The 16640-nt window shown below is 72.5% G+C and carries 12 protein-coding genes; 11 read left to right on the forward strand and 1 reads right to left on the reverse strand.

Features of this window, described 5'->3' with window-relative positions:
* Positions 1 to 4 precede the first annotated feature (4 nt).
* Positions 5 to 1765, reverse strand: coding sequence for a dolichyl-phosphate-mannose--protein mannosyltransferase (locus NQU55_RS25225; protein ID WP_256791183.1), 1761 nt, complete (start codon positions 1763 to 1765; stop codon positions 5 to 7).
* A gap of 106 nt (positions 1766 to 1871) precedes the next feature.
* On the opposite strand from NQU55_RS25225, the gene rsmI reads away from it, so the two are divergent.
* From rsmI to NQU55_RS25285, 11 genes are all read left to right on the forward strand, one after another.
* Complete coding sequence (gene rsmI / locus NQU55_RS25230; protein ID WP_168093482.1) at positions 1872 to 2726, forward strand: 16S rRNA (cytidine(1402)-2'-O)-methyltransferase; 855 nt, start codon at positions 1872 to 1874, stop codon at positions 2724 to 2726.
* Positions 2727 to 2921: 195 nt separating this feature from the next.
* A complete protein-coding gene (locus NQU55_RS25235) occupies positions 2922 to 3437 on the forward strand; it encodes a hypothetical protein (protein ID WP_168093481.1) in 516 nt (171 codons plus the stop codon).
* A gap of 30 nt (positions 3438 to 3467) precedes the next feature.
* Positions 3468 to 4457 (forward strand): TatD family hydrolase, encoded by a 990-nt coding sequence (locus NQU55_RS25240; RefSeq protein WP_168093480.1) that lies wholly within the window; start codon positions 3468 to 3470, stop codon positions 4455 to 4457.
* 111 nt (positions 4458 to 4568) lie between these two features.
* A complete protein-coding gene (locus NQU55_RS25245) occupies positions 4569 to 6152 on the forward strand; it encodes a resuscitation-promoting factor (protein WP_168093479.1) in 1584 nt (527 codons plus the stop codon).
* Positions 6149 to 7024, forward strand: a complete 876-nt coding sequence (gene rsmA, locus NQU55_RS25250; protein WP_168093478.1) for a 16S rRNA (adenine(1518)-N(6)/adenine(1519)-N(6))-dimethyltransferase RsmA — start codon at positions 6149 to 6151, stop codon at positions 7022 to 7024. Before NQU55_RS25245 ends, rsmA begins: the two co-directional genes overlap by 4 nt.
* A 233-nt stretch (positions 7025 to 7257) precedes the next feature.
* Positions 7258 to 8157: a 4-(cytidine 5'-diphospho)-2-C-methyl-D-erythritol kinase gene (locus tag NQU55_RS25255; RefSeq protein ID WP_168093477.1), complete on the forward strand. Its 900-nt coding sequence runs from the start codon at positions 7258 to 7260 to the stop codon at positions 8155 to 8157.
* A 49-nt stretch (positions 8158 to 8206) separates the two neighbouring features.
* Complete coding sequence (locus NQU55_RS25260; RefSeq protein WP_168093476.1) at positions 8207 to 8620, forward strand: hypothetical protein; 414 nt, start codon at positions 8207 to 8209, stop codon at positions 8618 to 8620.
* Positions 8621 to 8723: 103 nt separating this feature from the next.
* Positions 8724 to 11258, forward strand: a complete 2535-nt coding sequence (locus tag NQU55_RS36590; RefSeq protein ID WP_284702611.1) for an FtsX-like permease family protein — start codon at positions 8724 to 8726, stop codon at positions 11256 to 11258.
* 62 nt (positions 11259 to 11320) lie between these two features.
* Positions 11321 to 13132 carry an ABC-F family ATP-binding cassette domain-containing protein gene (locus tag NQU55_RS25275; RefSeq protein ID WP_168096395.1) on the forward strand — a complete coding sequence of 604 codons (1812 nt, stop codon included), beginning with the start codon at positions 11321 to 11323 and terminating at the stop codon, positions 13130 to 13132.
* A 350-nt stretch (positions 13133 to 13482) separates the two neighbouring features.
* Complete coding sequence (locus NQU55_RS25280; RefSeq protein ID WP_168093826.1) at positions 13483 to 15309, forward strand: outer membrane protein assembly factor BamB family protein; 1827 nt, start codon at positions 13483 to 13485, stop codon at positions 15307 to 15309.
* A gap of 297 nt (positions 15310 to 15606) precedes the next feature.
* Positions 15607 to 16314, forward strand: coding sequence for a response regulator transcription factor (locus NQU55_RS25285; protein WP_168093825.1), 708 nt, complete (start codon positions 15607 to 15609; stop codon positions 16312 to 16314).
* The last annotated feature ends 326 nt before the right edge of the window (positions 16315 to 16640 follow it).

Genomic DNA, 16640 nt, shown 5'->3' on the forward strand with positions numbered 1-16640 from the left:
CAGCTCAGATCCAGGAGTCGAACCACATGCGGTTCCGCCACGCCTCTATCGGGATCGCGTTCCCGGTGTAGATCGGCCAGAAGTAGATGAAGTTCCACGCGATCAGCAGCACCAGCGTGCCCGCACCGACCGCGCCCGCCACCCGCCGCCGCTCCGAGGACCCCGGCGGCCCCAGGAGCGCGCCGATCATCATGGCCAGCGCCAGGCACAGGAACGGCAGGAACACCACCGCGTAGAAGACGAAGATCGTGCGCTCCTGCCACAGGAACCAGGGCAGGTACCCGGCCGCGACCCCGCACAGCACCGCGCCCGCCCGCCAGTCGCGCCGCAGCGCCCACCGGTAGAGCAGGTACAGCACCGCGAAGCACGCCGCCCACCACAGCAGCGGGGTGCCCAGGGCGAGCACCTCGCGCGCGCACTTGTCGGCCGCGTCCGCCGGGCAGCCGTCCTCGCCCGGCTTCGGCGACTCGTAGAAGTACGAGACCGGGCGGGCCTGGACCAGCCAGCTCCACGGGTTGGACTGGTACGTGTGCGGCGAGGTGAGCGTGGTGTTGAACTTCCACACCTCCTGCTCGTACTCCCACAGGCTGCGCAGGGGGTTGAGGACCCCGGCGAGGAAGCCGTCCGCGCTGTGGCCGCCGTCGTTCTCGGCCCAGTGCCGGTAGTAGCCGCTGTGCTGCCAGCCGTCCTTCTCGCTGTACGTGCCGCTGTTGACGAACCAGCCCGTCCACGACGCCATGTAGACGCCGATCGCCACCGGCACCGTCGACAGGAACGCCCACGGCACGTCGCGCCGCAGCGCCGAGAGGAAGGGGCGGCGGGCCCCCGCCGCCCGCCGCGCGCCCACGTCCCACAGGACGATCAGCAGGCCGAACGCGGCCAGGTACACCGCGCCGTTCCACTTCGTGGCGCACGCCAGGCCCAGGAACACGCCCGCCGCGATGCGCCACGGGCGCAGGCCGAGGCGCAGGCCGTCACCGACCGCGTCGTCCGGGCGCGGCACGCCGTCCTCGCCGACCGGCAGCGCCGCGGCCATCCGGGCCCGCGACCTGTCCCGGTCCACCAGCACGCAGCCGAACGCGGCCAGCACGAAGAACATGAGCACCGAGTCGAGCAGCGAGGTGCGGCTCATCACGAAGTGCAGGCCGTCCACGGCCATCAGGGCGCCGGCCAGGCAGCCGAGGAACGTGGAGCGGAAGAGGCGCCGCCCGATGCGGCACAGCATCAGCACGGACAGCGTGCCCAGCACCGCCACCATGAAGCGCCAGCCGACCGGGTTCAGCCCGAAGAGCCACTCGCCGAGGCCGATGACCCACTTGCCCATCGGCGGGTGCACCACGTAGCCCGGCGCGTCCGGGACGTCCGTCCAGCCCGCGATGACCTTGTCGTTGATGTCGTCCGGCCACTTCGCCTCGTAGCCGTACTTCCACAGCGCCCACGCGTCCTTGGCGTAGTACGTCTCGTCGAATATCACGGCCTTGGGGCTGCCCAGGTGCCAGAACCGGATCAGGCCGGCGAACAGGGTGACCAGCAGCGGGCCGGTCCATCCCGACCAGCGCGCCAGCCGCTGCGCGGCGTCCGGGCGCAGGCCGAGCGTCGACCACACCCGCGTCCCCGGCTCGGGAAAGGGCGGTACGAGCCGCGCCCGCACATCCGGCTGCGGCCGGGCCGCGTAGCCGAACCGGCGGAGTCTGAGCTGCCACGGTGGCGGTCGCTCATCTGCCGTCTGGCCCTGCGGGGCGTGGGTCGCGGTGTCACTGGTCACCGCGCCATCGTAGGGAACGACCCTGGCGGACGGCGGATCACGTGCGGGCATGTTCCCGGGACCGCGTCCCGCGGCCGCAGGCCCGTGGAACCGAGGGCCTGCGAGGATGGGAGGCGTGACTGGAACGCTCGTACTCGCAGGTACCCCCATCGGCGACGTCGCCGACGCACCCCCGCGGCTCGCCGCCGAGCTCGCCGCCGCCGAGGTGATCGCCGCCGAGGACACCCGCCGGCTGCGCAGGCTGACGCAGGCGCTGGGGGTGCACACGACCGGCCGGGTCGTCTCCTACTTCGAGGGCAACGAGTCCGCCCGGACGCCCGAGCTGGTGGAGGCGCTGGCGGGCGGCGCCCGCGTCCTGCTCGTCACCGACGCCGGCATGCCGTCCGTCTCCGACCCGGGCTACCGCCTCGTCGCCGCCGCCGTGGAGCGGGACATCAAGGTCACCGCCGTGCCCGGGCCGTCCGCCGTGCTCACCGCCCTGGCCGTCTCGGGCCTCCCCGTCGACCGCTTCTGCTTCGAGGGCTTCCTGCCCCGCAAGGCGGGCGAGCGCCTGGGCCGGCTCCGCGAGGTCGCCGCCGAGCGCCGCACGCTCGTCTACTTCGAGGCCCCGCACCGCCTGGACGACACCCTCGCGGCCATGGCCGAGGCCTTCGGCCCGGACCGCCGCGCCGCGGTCTGCCGCGAGCTGACGAAGACCTACGAGGAGGTCAAGCGCGGCCCGCTGAAGGACCTGGCCGCCTGGGCGGCCGAGGGCGTGCGCGGCGAGATCACCATCGTCGTGGAGGGCGCCCCCGAGCCCGGCCCGCAGGACCTGACCGCCGAGGAGCTCGTGCGCCGTGTGCGGGCGCGCGAGGAGGCGGGCGAGCGCCGTAAGGAGGCCATCGCGGCCGTGGCTGCGGAAGCAGGCCTACCCAAGCGCGAGGTCTTCGATGCGGTCGTGGCGGCAAAAAATGCGCCATAACAGGCCCCATCGCAAGGTAAAGGGATAATCTGAAAAGCAAAGCTTGGCCCTGGCAGCCTGGCACTTTGGGCAGTGCGACGCCAAGTTTGTCCCAATTCGGCGGATAGGCTGCTGCGTCTTCGCCGGGAAGGGCGTTCCCTTGATGTGGGACGTCCGGTCCCGGAGAGACTTGTCCTCAGGACAAGAGGAGCTGCCATGAGCGAGATCGCAGGAACCTCCAACGGTGTCCACTCGATAGCGGCCACCGCACCCCCCACCGTGCTGGAGACCGAGACGGCGCACGAGTCGTACTCCTTCGCCTGCATGCGGTGCGGCCACGGCTGGGAGCAGTCGTACGAGATCGAGCACCACACGGACGCCGAGGGCCGGCCCTTCGTCATCTACTACGCGGACGGCGTGCGCGTGCCGTCCCCGCTGACCCGCCCCACCTGCGTGAACTGCGGCGAGCACGTCGTACGCATCATGCGCTCAGGCCGCGTCTCCCTGATCGCGGACGTCCTGCACCGGCCCGCGCACGAGGTTCCGGCCACGCAGCAGGCCCCCGCGGGCCCGCTCCACGCGGGCGGCCCCGAACCGTGGCACCGGGAACGGCTCCCCCGCACCGAGCACCCCGAGGGCTCCGAGCAGCCCGGTGAGCCCGGACGGGAACACCACTGGCACCTCTCGGACCTCCTCCACCCGGTCCGGGCCTACCGGGAGCACCACCGCTGACGGTCGCGGGCGCTGCCTAGAATCGCTCGCATGGCGTCGACAGCATCGAACAGCAGTGGCAGGGCCGGCAGTGGCAAGAACGACAAGGACGCCCCTCCGCCGCTCCCGGTCCCGCTCAACGTGCCGGTCGCCGATTCGCACACGCACTTGGACATGCTCCCCCAGCCACCGCTGGGAGGTGCCCCCAACAGTGGTGACCGCAACGACGCAGTTGCCGACGCCCTCGCCAAGGCCGCGTCCGTCGGCGTGACCACCGTCGTCCAGGTGGGCTGCGACGTGGCCGGCTCCCGCTGGGCCGCGGAGACGGCTGCCGCCTGGGAGAACGTGTGGGCCACCGTGGCCCTGCACCCGAATGAGGCACCCCGGATCGTGCATGGGGTGAAGGATTCTTCCGGGGGGCAAGCCCCCCGATCCCCCCAGCGGCAGAGCCGCCTGGATTCCCGTCCCGCCGGTGGCGACGCCGCTCTCGAGGACGCCCTCGCCGAAATCGATGCCCTCGCGGCATTGCCCCACGTCCGAGGGGTGGGGGAGACGGGCCTGGACTACTTCCGAACCGGCCCGGAGGGCATCCGCGCCCAGGAGTACTCCTTCCGCCGCCACATCGACATCGCCAAGCGCCACGGCAAGGCCCTGGTCATCCACGACCGCGACGCCCACGCCGACGTCCTGCGCGTCCTGGACGAGGAGGGCGCGCCCGACGCCGTCGTCTTCCACTGCTACTCCGGCGACGCCGACATGGCGAAGATCTGCGCCGACAACGGCTACTACATGTCGTTCGCCGGCAACGTCACCTTCAAGAACGCCCAGCCCCTCCGCGACGCCCTCGCCGTGGCCCCGCTCGACCTCGTCCTCGTCGAGACCGACGCGCCCTTCCTGACCCCCGCCCCCTATCGCGGACGGCCCAACGCCCCGTACCTCATTCCGGTCACGTTGCGCGCCATGGCGGGCTTCAAGGAGATCGGCGAGGACGCGCTGGCCACAGCCGTAGCGGCGAATACCGCGCGGGCATTCGGCTACTGACGGTCACTCCACGCCCCCTCCCGTCGCGACACCGTGTGATGATCCGACTTTGGAGAGTGATGCTCCCTCCGCTACAGTCCCGGGCCGAAGCCCGACCCAGGGGAGCGTCACGTGACTCATGCACAGGGCAGCCCCCGCGCCGCACGCAGCGGTGCGGCGGAAGCACCGCCGTACGACCCGTATGACCCCTACGGTCCGTATGCGCCGTACGACCCGTACGATCCGCACGACGGCCGCTACGACCTGTACGCCGCCTACGTGGCCCCCGTCGGGCCCTACCCGATATACGAACCCGTCCAGGTGCCGGTGCCTGCCGGCGGTACGTCCGGTGGTGCCGGTACCCCCGGCTCGTACGACCCCTTCCTGCCCGAGCCCCGCGAGGGGGCGGCCGGCACCGGTCACGAGCGTCCCTACGAGGCGCCGCACCTGCCGCGGCAGCCCGCCGATCCCGTCGGTCCCGGCGGCCTCGGCGGTCCCGGCAGGGAGGCGTACGACGGGGCCGAGGCGGATCCTGCGCCGGACGCGGGCCCCGGCGCGGACGCGGCGGATCCCGCCGCCCCCCGACGCTCCGGCGGTCGCGGCCGCAAGCGCCCCGGCGAGCGCCCCGACGCCCTGCGCAGACTGCTCCCGCAGGCCCTCGTCGTCGCCTTCCTGGCCGGCGGCACCTCCGCCTTCGTCGCGGACGACAAGACCGTCCACCTCAACATCGACGGCACCTCGCGCGAGCTCCACACCTTCGCCGACGACGTCGACGAGCTCCTCGCCGACCAGGGCATGACCCTGGGCGAGCACGACGCAGTCTTCCCCGGCCCCGGCCACGACCTCGCCCGCGGCGACGAGATCACCGTCCGCTACGGCCGCCCCGTCACCCTCACCCTCGACGGCGAACACCAGCGCATGTGGACCACCGCCCGCACCGTCGACGGCGCCCTGCGCCAGCTCGGCGTCCGCGCCGAAGGGGCCTACCTGTCGACGGACCGGTCCGCCCCCATCCGCCGCGAGGGCCTGGACCTCCACGTCCGCACGGAGCGCACCGTCACCTTCATGGCCGACGGCCGCGAGCGCACCATCCGCACCAACGCCGCCACCGTCCACGAGGCCATCGAGCAGGCCGGCATCACCCTCCACGGCGAGGACACCACCTCCGTCAGCCCCGACAGCTTCCCCCGCGAAGGCCAGACGATCTCCGTCATGCGGATCACCGGCAGCGAGGAGGTCCGCGAGGAGCCCATCGACTTCACCACCGAGCGCCACGACGACCCCGGCCTCTTCAAGGGCACCGAGGTCGTCTCCCAGCGTGGCGAGAAGGGCGTGGAACGCATCACGTACGCCCTGCGCACCGTCAACGGCGTCAAGCAGAAGCCCAAGCGCATCGCCTCCGAGACCGTCCGGCAGCCCCGCACCCAGATCGTCAGGGTCGGCACCAAGGCCCGGCCCGTCGCGGTGCAGACCTCGGACGGCCTGAACTGGGAAGGGCTCGCCCAGTGCGAGGCCGGCGGCCGGCCCGACGCCGTCGACCCCTCCGGCACCTACGGGGGCCTCTACCAGTTCGACACGCACACCTGGCACTCCCTCGGCGGCACCGGGCGCCCCCAGGACGCGCCCGCCGCCGAGCAGACCCTGCGGGCCAAGAAGCTGTACGTCAGCCGGGGGGCGAGCCCGTGGCCCGTGTGCGGCCGTAAACTTCACGGGTGAGCTCCAGCCCCAGTACAGACGAGTCCGGCGCCCTGCTCGGCCCTGCCGACATCCGCGAGCTGGCCGCAGCCCTCGGGGTGCGCCCCACCAAGCAGCGCGGCCAGAACTTCGTGATCGACGCCAACACGGTCCGGCGCATCGTCCGCACCGCCGAGGTCCGGCCCGACGACACCGTCGTCGAGGTCGGCCCCGGTCTGGGGTCCCTGACCCTCGCCCTGCTGGAGGCGGCCGACCGGGTCGTCGCCGTCGAGATCGACGACGTGCTGGCGGCGGCCCTGCCGTCGACCATCGCCGCGCGCATGCCGGAGCGGGCGGAGCGCTTCTCGCTCGTCCACAGCGACGCCATGCACGTGCAGGAGCTGCCCGGGCCTGCCCCTACGGCTCTCGTCGCCAACCTTCCCTACAACGTCGCCGTGCCGGTGCTGCTGCACATGCTCGACCGCTTCCCGAGCATCGAGCGCACGCTGGTGATGGTCCAGGCCGAGGTCGCGGACCGGCTCGCCGCCCGCCCCGGCAACAAGGTCTACGGCGTCCCGTCCGTGAAGGCCAACTGGTACGCCGAGGTCAAGCGGGCCGGCGCGATCGGGCGGAACGTGTTCTGGCCGGCGCCGAACGTCGACTCGGGTCTCGTGTCGCTGGTGCGGCGCGACAAGCCGATCGAGACGACGGCGACGAAGGCCGAGGTCTTCGCGGTCGTGGACGCCGCGTTCGCACAGCGGCGGAAGACGCTGCGGGCGGCGCTGGCCGGCTGGGCCGGCTCGGCCGCCGCGGCCGAGGCCGCGCTGGTCGCCGCCGGAATCTCGCCGCAGGCACGGGGCGAGGCGCTGACGGTGTACGAGTTCGCGGCGATCGCGGAGAACAAGCAGGGCTGAGGCGTACGGGGGTCCGGCGCCGGGGGCTCCGGGGCGGGGGTCCGGGGCCGTATATTCACGGGCCGGTACCCCGGGCCCGTCACGGGCACCCGCGACGGGCCCGCACATACACGTCAGCGCCCCGGGCCCCCACCCCTGCGCCCCCGTCACCTCCTGCCGTCTTCCGGCGGACACCCGCATCCCCCGTACGATCGTGCGTGACTCTGTCCCGTACGACCCGAGGAGCCCGCTCCGTGTCCGTGACCGTTCGCGTACCCGCCAAGGTCAACGTCCAGCTCGCGGTGGGCCCGCTCCGCCCGGACGGTTTCCACGACCTCGCCAACGTCTTCCTGGCGGTCGGCCTGTACGACGTGGTCACGGTGGCGCCGGCGGACGAGCTGCGGGTGACGTGCTCGGGGCCGGACGCGGACAAGGTTCCGCTGGACCCCTCCAACCTGGCGGCCCGGGCGGCGCTGGCGCTGGCCGCGCGGCACGGGCGCGAGGCGAACGTCCACATCCACATCGAGAAGGACATCCCCGTCGCGGGTGGCATGGCCGGCGGCAGCGCGGACGGTGCGGGCGCGCTGCTTGCGTGCGACGCGCTGTGGGGCACGCAGGCCTCGCGCGAGGACCTGCTGGAGATCTGCGCCGAGCTCGGCAGTGACGTGCCGTTCAGCCTGGTGGGCGGCACGGCGCTGGGGCGGGGGAGGGGCGAGCTCCTGACGCCGGTCGAGACGGGCGGGAGCTTCTGGTGGGTGTTCGCGGTTGCGGACGGGGGGCTGTCGACGCCGGCGGTGTACGGGGAGTGCGACCGTCTGCGGGCCGACTCGTTCGTGCCGGAGCCGGACCCGTCGCCTGCCCTCATGGACGCCCTGCGGGCGGGTGACCCGGTGGCGCTGGCGGGTGCGGTGAGCAACGACCTGCAGGAGGCGGCGGTTTCGCTGCGGCCGTCGCTGCGCGCGACGCTGGACGCGGGTACGGAGGCGGGCGCGCTTGCCGCGATGGTCTCGGGCTCCGGCCCGACGACGGCGTTCCTCGTGAGCGACGAGGCGGAGGCCGAGAAGGTCGCGGAGGCGCTGCGGTCGTCCGGTACGTGCCGGGCGGTCCGGGTGGCGGCGGGGCCGGTGCCCGGGGCGACGATCACTGTCGGTTAGGCTCTGCGATTCCGCGCCCCGAAGGGGCGCCCGAATCGGGGGTTTCACCGTGGCGACTCCGCCGCCCTATCAGCAGCAGAACCCGTACCAGGGCCAGAACCCGTACGGCTATCCCGCGCAGGGACACGCGCCCGCGCCCGGCCCGATGCCCACGGGGCCCACGTGCCGCGTGTGCGGCGGGTTCCCGGCCGTCGAGGCGACGATCCGGCGACACCAGGGCCTGCTCATCTACATGAGCTTCATGCACCAGAAGGGGCCGTTCTGCCGGAACTGCGGCCTCGCGATCGAGCGTGACATGACGAGCAAGACGCTGATGCAGGGCTGGTGGAGCCCGATGTCCCTGGTCCTCTTCACCCCCTTCACGCTGATCTGGAACATGACGGTGAAGTCGAAGCTGCAGAAGCTTCCGCCGCCGACTCCTGCGCAGATGCCCCATCAGGGCTCTGGCCGGCAGTGGCTTTAGTTCCCCCGTTCACCGGCTGTGGGGGTAGGGCTACCCCCACTCCTTATCCACCCGCTGATCCCATGGGGCGCGCCGCTCCGCGTCCCTAGCGTTGAACCCCGTGATGGGCAAGCTCGCAGCGCGGTCGCTGCGCTACAGAATCGGCGGTTTCACCGCCACCTTCCTCGCGTTGCTGATCGGCGCCACCCTCGTCATGGCCTGCGGGGGCCTGATGGAGACCGGCATCCGTAATGTCGCGCCTCCGGAGCGCCTCGTGGGCGCGGACCTGCTCATCACGGGCGACCGCACGCACGAGGTCGCGACCGGCAAGAAGCACAAGAAGAAGACGGCTCTCCCGGAACGGGTCCCGCTGCCGGCCGCTCTTGTCGACAAGGCGCGCGCCGTGCCCGGCGTCCGGTCCGCGACCGGTGAGCGGACGTTCGACGCCGCTGTGCTCGGCGACGCCGAGGTCAAGGCCCAAGCCCATGGCTGGGAATCCGCCGCCCTCACCCCGTACGGACTGACCGCGGGCAGCGAACCGGTCACGCGCAACGACGTCGTCCTCGACGCGGCGACCGCCCGCCGCGCAGGCGCCACGACCGGCGACCGTATCCGTATCGCCGCGCACGGCAGCGCCGCCACGTACACCGTCAGCGGCATCGCCCGCGCCCGCGCAGCCGTCCCGCAGGCCACCCTCTTCTTCTCCACGGCCGAGGCGGCTCGCCTCTCCGGGCGGCCGGAGACCGTTGCGGACATCGCCGTCACTCTCGCCCCCGGCGCGCAGCTCGATGCCGTCCGCAAGGGCATGGGCGAGGCCCTCGCCGGTAACCCCGTCACTCTCCTCTCCGGTGACGACCGGGGCGCCGTGGAGCACCCCGAGGTGCTGCAGGGCGGCGAGGACCTGATCGCGCTGTCGGGCGTCGTGGGCGGGCTCGTGATCCTCGTTGCGGCCTTCGTGGTCGCCGGGACCGTGGCCCTCGCCGCGTCGCAGCGCAGCCGTGAGCTGGCGCTGCTGCGTGCCATCGGTACGAGCACGGGCCAGCTCCGCCGGATGCTGCTGGGCGAGACCCTCATGGTGATGGCTCTCGCCGGCGCCGCGGCCTGGCCCGCAGGGCCCGTCGTGGGGCGGTGGCTCTTCGACGCCCTGGTGGACAGCGGCATGGTGGCGGAGACGGTCCGGTTCCGGCAGGGCTGGATCCCGGCGATGCCCGCGTACGGGGCGCTGCTGCTGACCGCCGTGGGCGGCGGACTGCTCGGCAGCATGCGGGCCGTGCGGGCGAAGCCCGTGGAGGCACTGGGGGAGGCGGCCGTGCAGAAGCCGGGCCTGCATCCGGTGCGCATCGTCGCGGGGCTGCTGTTCCTGGCCGGGACGGTCGCGCTGGCGCTCGTCACGGTGCTGGTCCTGCGCGGGCCGGTGGCGGCCAGCACGGCGGGGCCGACGGTCATGTGCTGTGCCATCGCGCTCGCCCTCCTCGGCCCGTGGTTCACCAAACTCGTCACTCTCCTCCTGCACTGGCCCGTGCGAGCCCTGACCGGGCCCGCCGGCCGTCTCGCCGTGCTCAACTGCCGCGCCCGTACGGCGAAGGTGGCGGCGATCGCGACGCCGGTCATGCTGGCCAGCGCCATCGCCACCGGGAACCTGTACCTGCAGACGACCACGGCCGCCGTGGCGGACAAGGCCTTCGCGGACAACCTGCGGGCCGATGCCGTCCTGACCTCCGCCGCGGGCGGGGTGGACCCGGCGCTGCTGTCCCGCGTACGGGCGCTGCCGAGCGTCGCGGGGGCCGGCGCGTACGTGACCAGCAAGGCGCACACAGAGAAGCCGCACGACGGTGACGAGAACAAGAAGGGCCTGCCGCTGCAGGGCGTGAGCGCGGAGGGCGTCGGACGGATCCTCGCCGTCACGGCGAGCGCGGGCAGCCTGGACGGCCTGCGCGGCAACGCGGTCGCCCTGCCGGAGACCGTGGCGCACCGCATGCACCGCACCGTGGGGGACACGATCACCCTGCGCCTGGGGGACGGGGCACGGGCGGACGTACGGATCGTGGCGCTGTTCAAGGGGCGCGACAGGTTCGACACGGCGCTGACGAGCGCGGAGCTGCTGGCGCCGCACACGACGGCCGGGCTCCCGGCGCAGCTCCTCGTACGGGCGGCGGCCGGGGACCGCGGCCGGCTGATGGCCGACCTCGGTGCGCTCGCCGCGCAGCACCCGGGGCTGAAGGTGGCCGGGCGGGACGCGGTGACGGCCGCGCAGGCGGAGAGCAGCCGCACGCAGGCATCCGTGAACTACCTGATCATCGCGATGCTCGTGGCGTACACGGCCCTGTCGGTCGTCAATACGACGGCCGTCTCCGTGGGGAACCGCCGCAAGGAGTTCGCGCTGCAGCGGCTCACGGGGGCCACGCGGGGGCAGGTGCTGCGGATGATGACGGTGGAGGGCGCCCTGGTGGCCGTGACCGGCCTGCTGCTCGGCGGGGTGGCCGCGGCGAGCACGCTCGTGCCCTTCGGGTACGCGCTGGGCGGGGCGGGGGCGATCTCCGGGCCGCCCGGGATCGCCCTGACGGTGATCGGCGGAGGGCTCGTCCTGACGCTGGCCGCGACGCTCGTTCCCACCTGGTGGGCGCTGCGGTCCCGGCCCGTGGAGGCGGCCCGGGCCTGACCTCCGGGCGACGTTTCCCGGCATGGGATCCTGGAAGCCAGGAACCCCACACAAGGAGCGGCATGGCAGCCAACCTCGTCAATCTGGAAGCCGTCGACAAGGTGTACGGCACCCGTGCACTGCTCGACGGCATCTCCCTCGGCGTGAACGAGGGCGACCGGATCGGTGTGGTCGGCCGCAACGGTGACGGCAAGACCACCCTGATCCGGATCCTCGCCAAGCTGGAGGAGGCCGACAAGGGCCGCGTCACGCACGCCGGCGGCCTGCGCCTGGGCGTCCTCACGCAGCACGACTCGCTGGACCCGGCCGCCACGATCCGGCACGAGGTCATCGGCGACCTCGCCGATCACGAGTGGGCGGGCAGCGCGAAGATCCGCGACGTGCTCACGGGCCTCTTCGGCGGGCTGGACCTGCCGGGCTTCGCCGACGGCCTGGACACGGTCATCGGCCCGCTGTCGGGTGGCGAGCGCCGCCGCATCGCGCTCGCGAAGCTGCTGATCGCCGACCAGGACATGATCGTCCTGGACGAGCCCACCAACCACCTCGACGTCGAGGGCATCTCCTGGCTCGCCGGCCACCTGCGGGGGCGCCGCTCGGCGCTGGTGTGCGTCACGCACGACCGCTGGTTCCTGGACCAGGTCTGCACGCGCATGTGGGACGTGCAGCGCGGCGTCGTCCACGAGTACGAGGGCGGCTACAGCGACTACGTCTTCGCCCGTGCCGAGCGCGAGCGCATCGCCGCGACGGAGGAGGCCAAGCGGCAGAACCTGATGCGCAAGGAGCTCGCCTGGCTGCGCCGCGGCGCCCCGGCCCGCACGAGCAAGCCGCGCTTCCGCATCGAGGCCGCCAACGAGCTGATCGCGGACGTGCCGCCGCCGCGGGACAGCGCCGAGCTGATGAAGTTCGCGAGCTCGCGGCTGGGCAGGACGGTCTTCGACCTGGAGAACGTGACGATCCAGGCGGGCCCGAAGGTCCTCATCAAGCACCTGACCTGGCAGCTGGGCCCGGGCGACCGGATCGGCCTCGTCGGCGTCAACGGCGCGGGCAAGACCTCGCTGCTGCGGGCCCTGGCGGAGGCCGCGGGCAGCGAGGGCGAGAAGCAGCCGGCCGCGGGCAAGGTCGCGGTCGGCAAGACCGTCAAGCTCGCGTACCTCTCCCAGGAGGTGGCGGAACTCGACCCGGCGAAGCGGGTCCTGGAGGCCGTCCAGCAGGTGCGCGACCGCGTCGACCTCGGCAAGGGCCGGGAGATGACGGCGGGACAGCTGTGCGAGAAGTTCGGCTTCACGAAGGAGAAGCAGTGGACGCCGGTCGGCGACCTCTCCGGCGGTGAGCGCCGGCGCCTGCAGATCCTGCGCCTGCTGATGGACGAGCCCAACGTCCTGTTCCTCGACGAGCCCACCAACGACCTGGACATCGAGACGCTGACCCAGCTGGAGGACCTCCTCGACGGCTGGCCGGGCTCGATGGTCGTCATCAGCCACGACCGGTACTTCGTGGAACGCACCACCGACCGCGTCTTCGCGCTCCTCGGGGACCAGGCGCTGCGGATGCTGCCGCGCGGCCTGGACGAGTACCTGGAGCGGCGGCAGCGCGTCATCGAGGCTGCCGTGCCCGCCGTCGCTCCGGCCGCGGCCGCGGCGAGCGCCGTGAAGCAGAAGTCGGCCGGGGACGCGCGCGCCGCGAAGAAGGAACTGCAGAAGATCGAGCGCCGCCTGGACCGCATCAGCGAGCAGGAGGCGAAGCTGCACGCGCGCATCGCCGAACAGGCCACCGACTTCGAGGCGGTCGCCAAGCTGGACGCGGAACTGCGGGAGCTGGCGGGCGAACGCGAAGAGCTGGAGCTGCGCTGGCTCGAACTGGCGGAGGACGCGTAGCGCTTGCCGCGGCCGGCGGGTCGCCCCGCACCGTTGTGGTGCGGGGCCGCCTCGGTCGGCCCCTTGCCGTCAGGCAAGAAGTTCCCGCCGCAACGGCGATCAGCCACGATGCCGGTTTTCGGCGGTGCCGTACGAGTTGAGGCCGGACCGGCACCGCCGGGTACCGCCGTTGTGGCCGCGCGCCGTCGCGGCGGTTCGAAGGGTGGCGTGGCCACCTTTCACCTGCCTCGCAGGTGAAAGGTTGTGCGGCACCGGCAACAGTCTTGTCACGGCCCGGTATCGAGCCGTGTCCCGTCAGTACCGGGTGATAAAAAGAACATCCGCCAGCCCCGCCGCAACGAGGAAAGCTGATGTCAACACCGCCCCCGCCCCAGCCGCCCAACCAGCCGCCGCAGGGCTTCGGGGCACCCAGCCCCTCGTACGGCTATCCGCCGCAGCAGCCCACGCCCGCGCCCCAGTCCCCGCCGCAGCCGCCGCAGGCAGCCCCGCAGCCGCCCGGCTACGGCTACCCGCAGACACCGCCCGCACCGCCCGCCGGGGCTCCGCAGACGCCGCCGCCCCCGCCGGGCGCCCCGCAGGGCCCGCCCCCGGGCGGCTACGGCTACCCCGGCCCGGGCCAGCCGCCCGCCGGCCAGCCCGCGCAGGGCTACCCGCAGTACGGCGCGTACCCGCAGCAGCAGCCCGGCCCGTACGGCGCGCCCGGCCAGTACCCCGGCGCGCCCGGTGGCAACAGTGGCAACGGCGGTGACGCCGCCAAGAAGAAGCGCATGGCGATCATCGCCGGCGCCGTGGCCGCGGTCCTCGTCCTCGCGGGCGGTGGCATCTGGTTCGCCACCAGCGGCAGCGGTGAAGAGGACAAGCCCGACGTCGCCAGCAACGGCCAGACCGGCGGCACCGGCAACAAGGGCGGCAAGGGCGGCGGTGGCGAGAAGCCGAAGACCGGCGCCGGCAAGCTGCTCTTCAACGTCGAGCAGGAGAAGGTCGACGACCTCGTCAACATGAAGGGCATGTGGGCCACCGACCAGGCGGTGGCCAAGGCCGACATCTACAAGATCGTCGGTTATGGCCTGTCAGGCGGCAAGAAGTGGGAGCTCCCGCTCGACGGCGCCGTGTGCTGGGCCAGCCCGAAGGCCACCAGCGACGGCAAGGCCGTCGTCCTGGTCAGCGACGGCAAGCCCAGCGCGGAGAAGAAGTACGGCGGCCCCTGCACCCAGGTCATCGCCTTCGACGTCAACAAGGGCGCCAAGCTCTGGCAGAACTCCGTCAAGTCCGGTGACCGCGACGTGAGCTTCTCCGAGGTCACCATCGGCGGCGGCACGGTCGCCGCGGGCGGCATCAGCGGCGGAGCCGCCTGGTCGCTGGCGGAGGGCAAGGAGCTGTGGAAGCCCAAGGCCGACGGCGACGACTGCCGCGACGCCGGCTACGGCGGCGGCGAGAAGCTCGTCGCCGTGCGCCGCTGCGGTGACATCGAGCGCGGCATCGTCAAGATCGAGACGCTCGACCCCAAGTCCGGTGCGGTGAAGTCCTCGTACCAGATGCCGCCCGGCCTGACCTGGCCGCACATCGCCTCCACCGACCCGCTCGTCGTCGGCGTCAACGCCGGTGGCAACAAGGGCAACGGCGCGTCCGACTTCTTCGTGATCGACGACAGCGCCAAGGAGGGCAAGCTCCGCAGCAAGATCTCCACGGACAACGGCAAGTACGAGCCGCGCTGCCCGGCGACCGAGGTCGAGGGCTGCACCAAGATGGTCGTCACGAAGGACACGCTCTACATGCCGACCGAGGACCACGCCTCGGGCGACCCGAACCAGGCCGGCCGCGTCAACGAGATCGTCGCCTTCGACCTGTCCAACGGCCAGACCAAGGGCAAGACGGACGGCACGCCCGGCTCCAGCCTGGTGCCGCTCGGCATCGACCAGGACGGCTACCCGATCGCGTACCAGATCCCGACGTACAACGCGGGCGGCAAGGTCATGCGCATCGACCCCAAGACGTACAAGGGCGAGGTGCTGCTGAAGAACGCCGACGAGACGTCCCGGCCGGAGCGGGAGCTCTCGCCCGACTTCCAGCAGGGTCTGTGGGCCCAGGGCCGGCTCTTCCTCGGTACGAACTACGCGCACCGCACCACGGCCGGTCTCGGCAAGCAGTACACCATGCTGATCTTCGGTGAGAGCTGACGCGCGAAGCTGACGCCTCCGTTGACACCACATGATCACGGCGCCGCCGTGACAGCGGTTTCCGACCGCTTGGCGCCGTGATCAAGCACAATTGTCGTCGTATCCCTGCCCGTCGCGCTGCCGTGCCTGAACGATCCGTTTCAGTCTCGAAGTACACGCGATTGGCAGGGATTTCGGCATTCCGGGGGACTTCTCACCGGTAAGGGGCGCGCAACGTCGAACAAGCGTGTAGCTTCCGGGGTCGAGGGGTCGACAAGGAGACGTAGAGACGTACGCGGGGCGACAGGGGGCAAGCGCATGGGCGTGCGGCTCATGGTGGTCGATGATCACCGACTGCTGGCCGAGGCGCTCGCCTCGGCCCTGAAGCTGCGCGGGCACCGGGTCCTGGCCGCGGCCGCGCCGAGCGCGGGCGCCGCCGACCTGGTGGTGAGCCGCGCTCCCGAAGTGTGCCTGCTGGGCACCGCCACCCCGGCCGAGCCGGGTGTCTTCGATCCGATCGTCCGCATCAAGCGCGACCGGCCCCAGGTGGCCGTCGTGGTGCTCGGCCCCGTGCCGAGCCCGCTCGGCATCGCCGCGGCCTTCGCCGCCGGCGCATCGGGCTACGTGCGGCACAACGAGCGGATCGAAGGCGTGGAGCGCGCCATGATGAAGGCGAGGGCGGGCGAGGCCGCGGTCGATCCCCAGCTCCTGCAAGGGGCGTTCACGGAGCTCCTCAACCCCGCCGCCCAGCCGGACGACGAGGGCGCGCGGCTCCTGCAGCTCCTCACGCCGCGGGAGGTGGAGGTCCTCGTCAGGGTCGCGGAGGGCGAGGACACCCGGCTGATCGCGGCAGGCATGGGCATAGCGCCGAGCACGGCCCGGACGCACGTGCAGCGGGTGCTGATGAAGCTGGGGGTGGGTTCGCGCCTGGAGGCGGCGGCCCTGGCGGCGCGCACGGGTCTTCTGGACCGGGCGGCCGCCGGTCCGGGCCCGCTGCCCCCGCAGAGGGGCCCTGCGGCTCCGTAGCACGGGGCTTCGCCCCGGACCCCGTTCCTCAACCGCCGGGCGGCTCCACAAAATTCAGCCCGTCCGGCGTTTGAGGACGAGCGCGTTCAGCGCGATACGGGGGGTCTGGGGGCTTGCCCCCAGTTACGGGAAGGGGCGGGGTGGGGAGAAAGAAACCCGTGAGCCCGGTGAGGAAGACCGCAGCCAAGCTCGCGGACGGCCGCGAGATCCTCTACTACGACCTCCACGACACCGGCGGCGCCGGATTACGCGACGCCCCCGACCCCCCCCCCCCCCCCCCCCCCCCCCCCCCCCCCCCCCCCCCCCCCCCCCCCCCCCCCCCCCCC

Source organism: Streptomyces telluris (assembly GCF_024519335.1).
In the GTDB taxonomy this organism is placed as follows: Bacteria; Actinomycetota; Actinomycetes; order Streptomycetales; family Streptomycetaceae; genus Streptomyces; species Streptomyces telluris.

Coding starts and splice junctions, on each gene's coding strand:
- rsmI (WP_168093482.1), top strand. CDS start 1,872: ATGGGAGGCGTGACTGGAACGCTCGTACTCGCAGGTACCCCCATCGGC.
- NQU55_RS25235 (WP_168093481.1), top strand. CDS start 2,922: ATGAGCGAGATCGCAGGAACCTCCAACGGTGTCCACTCGATAGCGGCC.
- NQU55_RS25240 (WP_168093480.1), top strand. CDS start 3,468: ATGGCGTCGACAGCATCGAACAGCAGTGGCAGGGCCGGCAGTGGCAAG.
- NQU55_RS36590 (WP_284702611.1), top strand. CDS start 8,724: ATGGGCAAGCTCGCAGCGCGGTCGCTGCGCTACAGAATCGGCGGTTTC.
- NQU55_RS25275 (WP_168096395.1), top strand. CDS start 11,321: ATGGCAGCCAACCTCGTCAATCTGGAAGCCGTCGACAAGGTGTACGGC.
- NQU55_RS25280 (WP_168093826.1), top strand. CDS start 13,483: ATGTCAACACCGCCCCCGCCCCAGCCGCCCAACCAGCCGCCGCAGGGC.
- NQU55_RS25285 (WP_168093825.1), top strand. CDS start 15,607: ATGGGCGTGCGGCTCATGGTGGTCGATGATCACCGACTGCTGGCCGAG.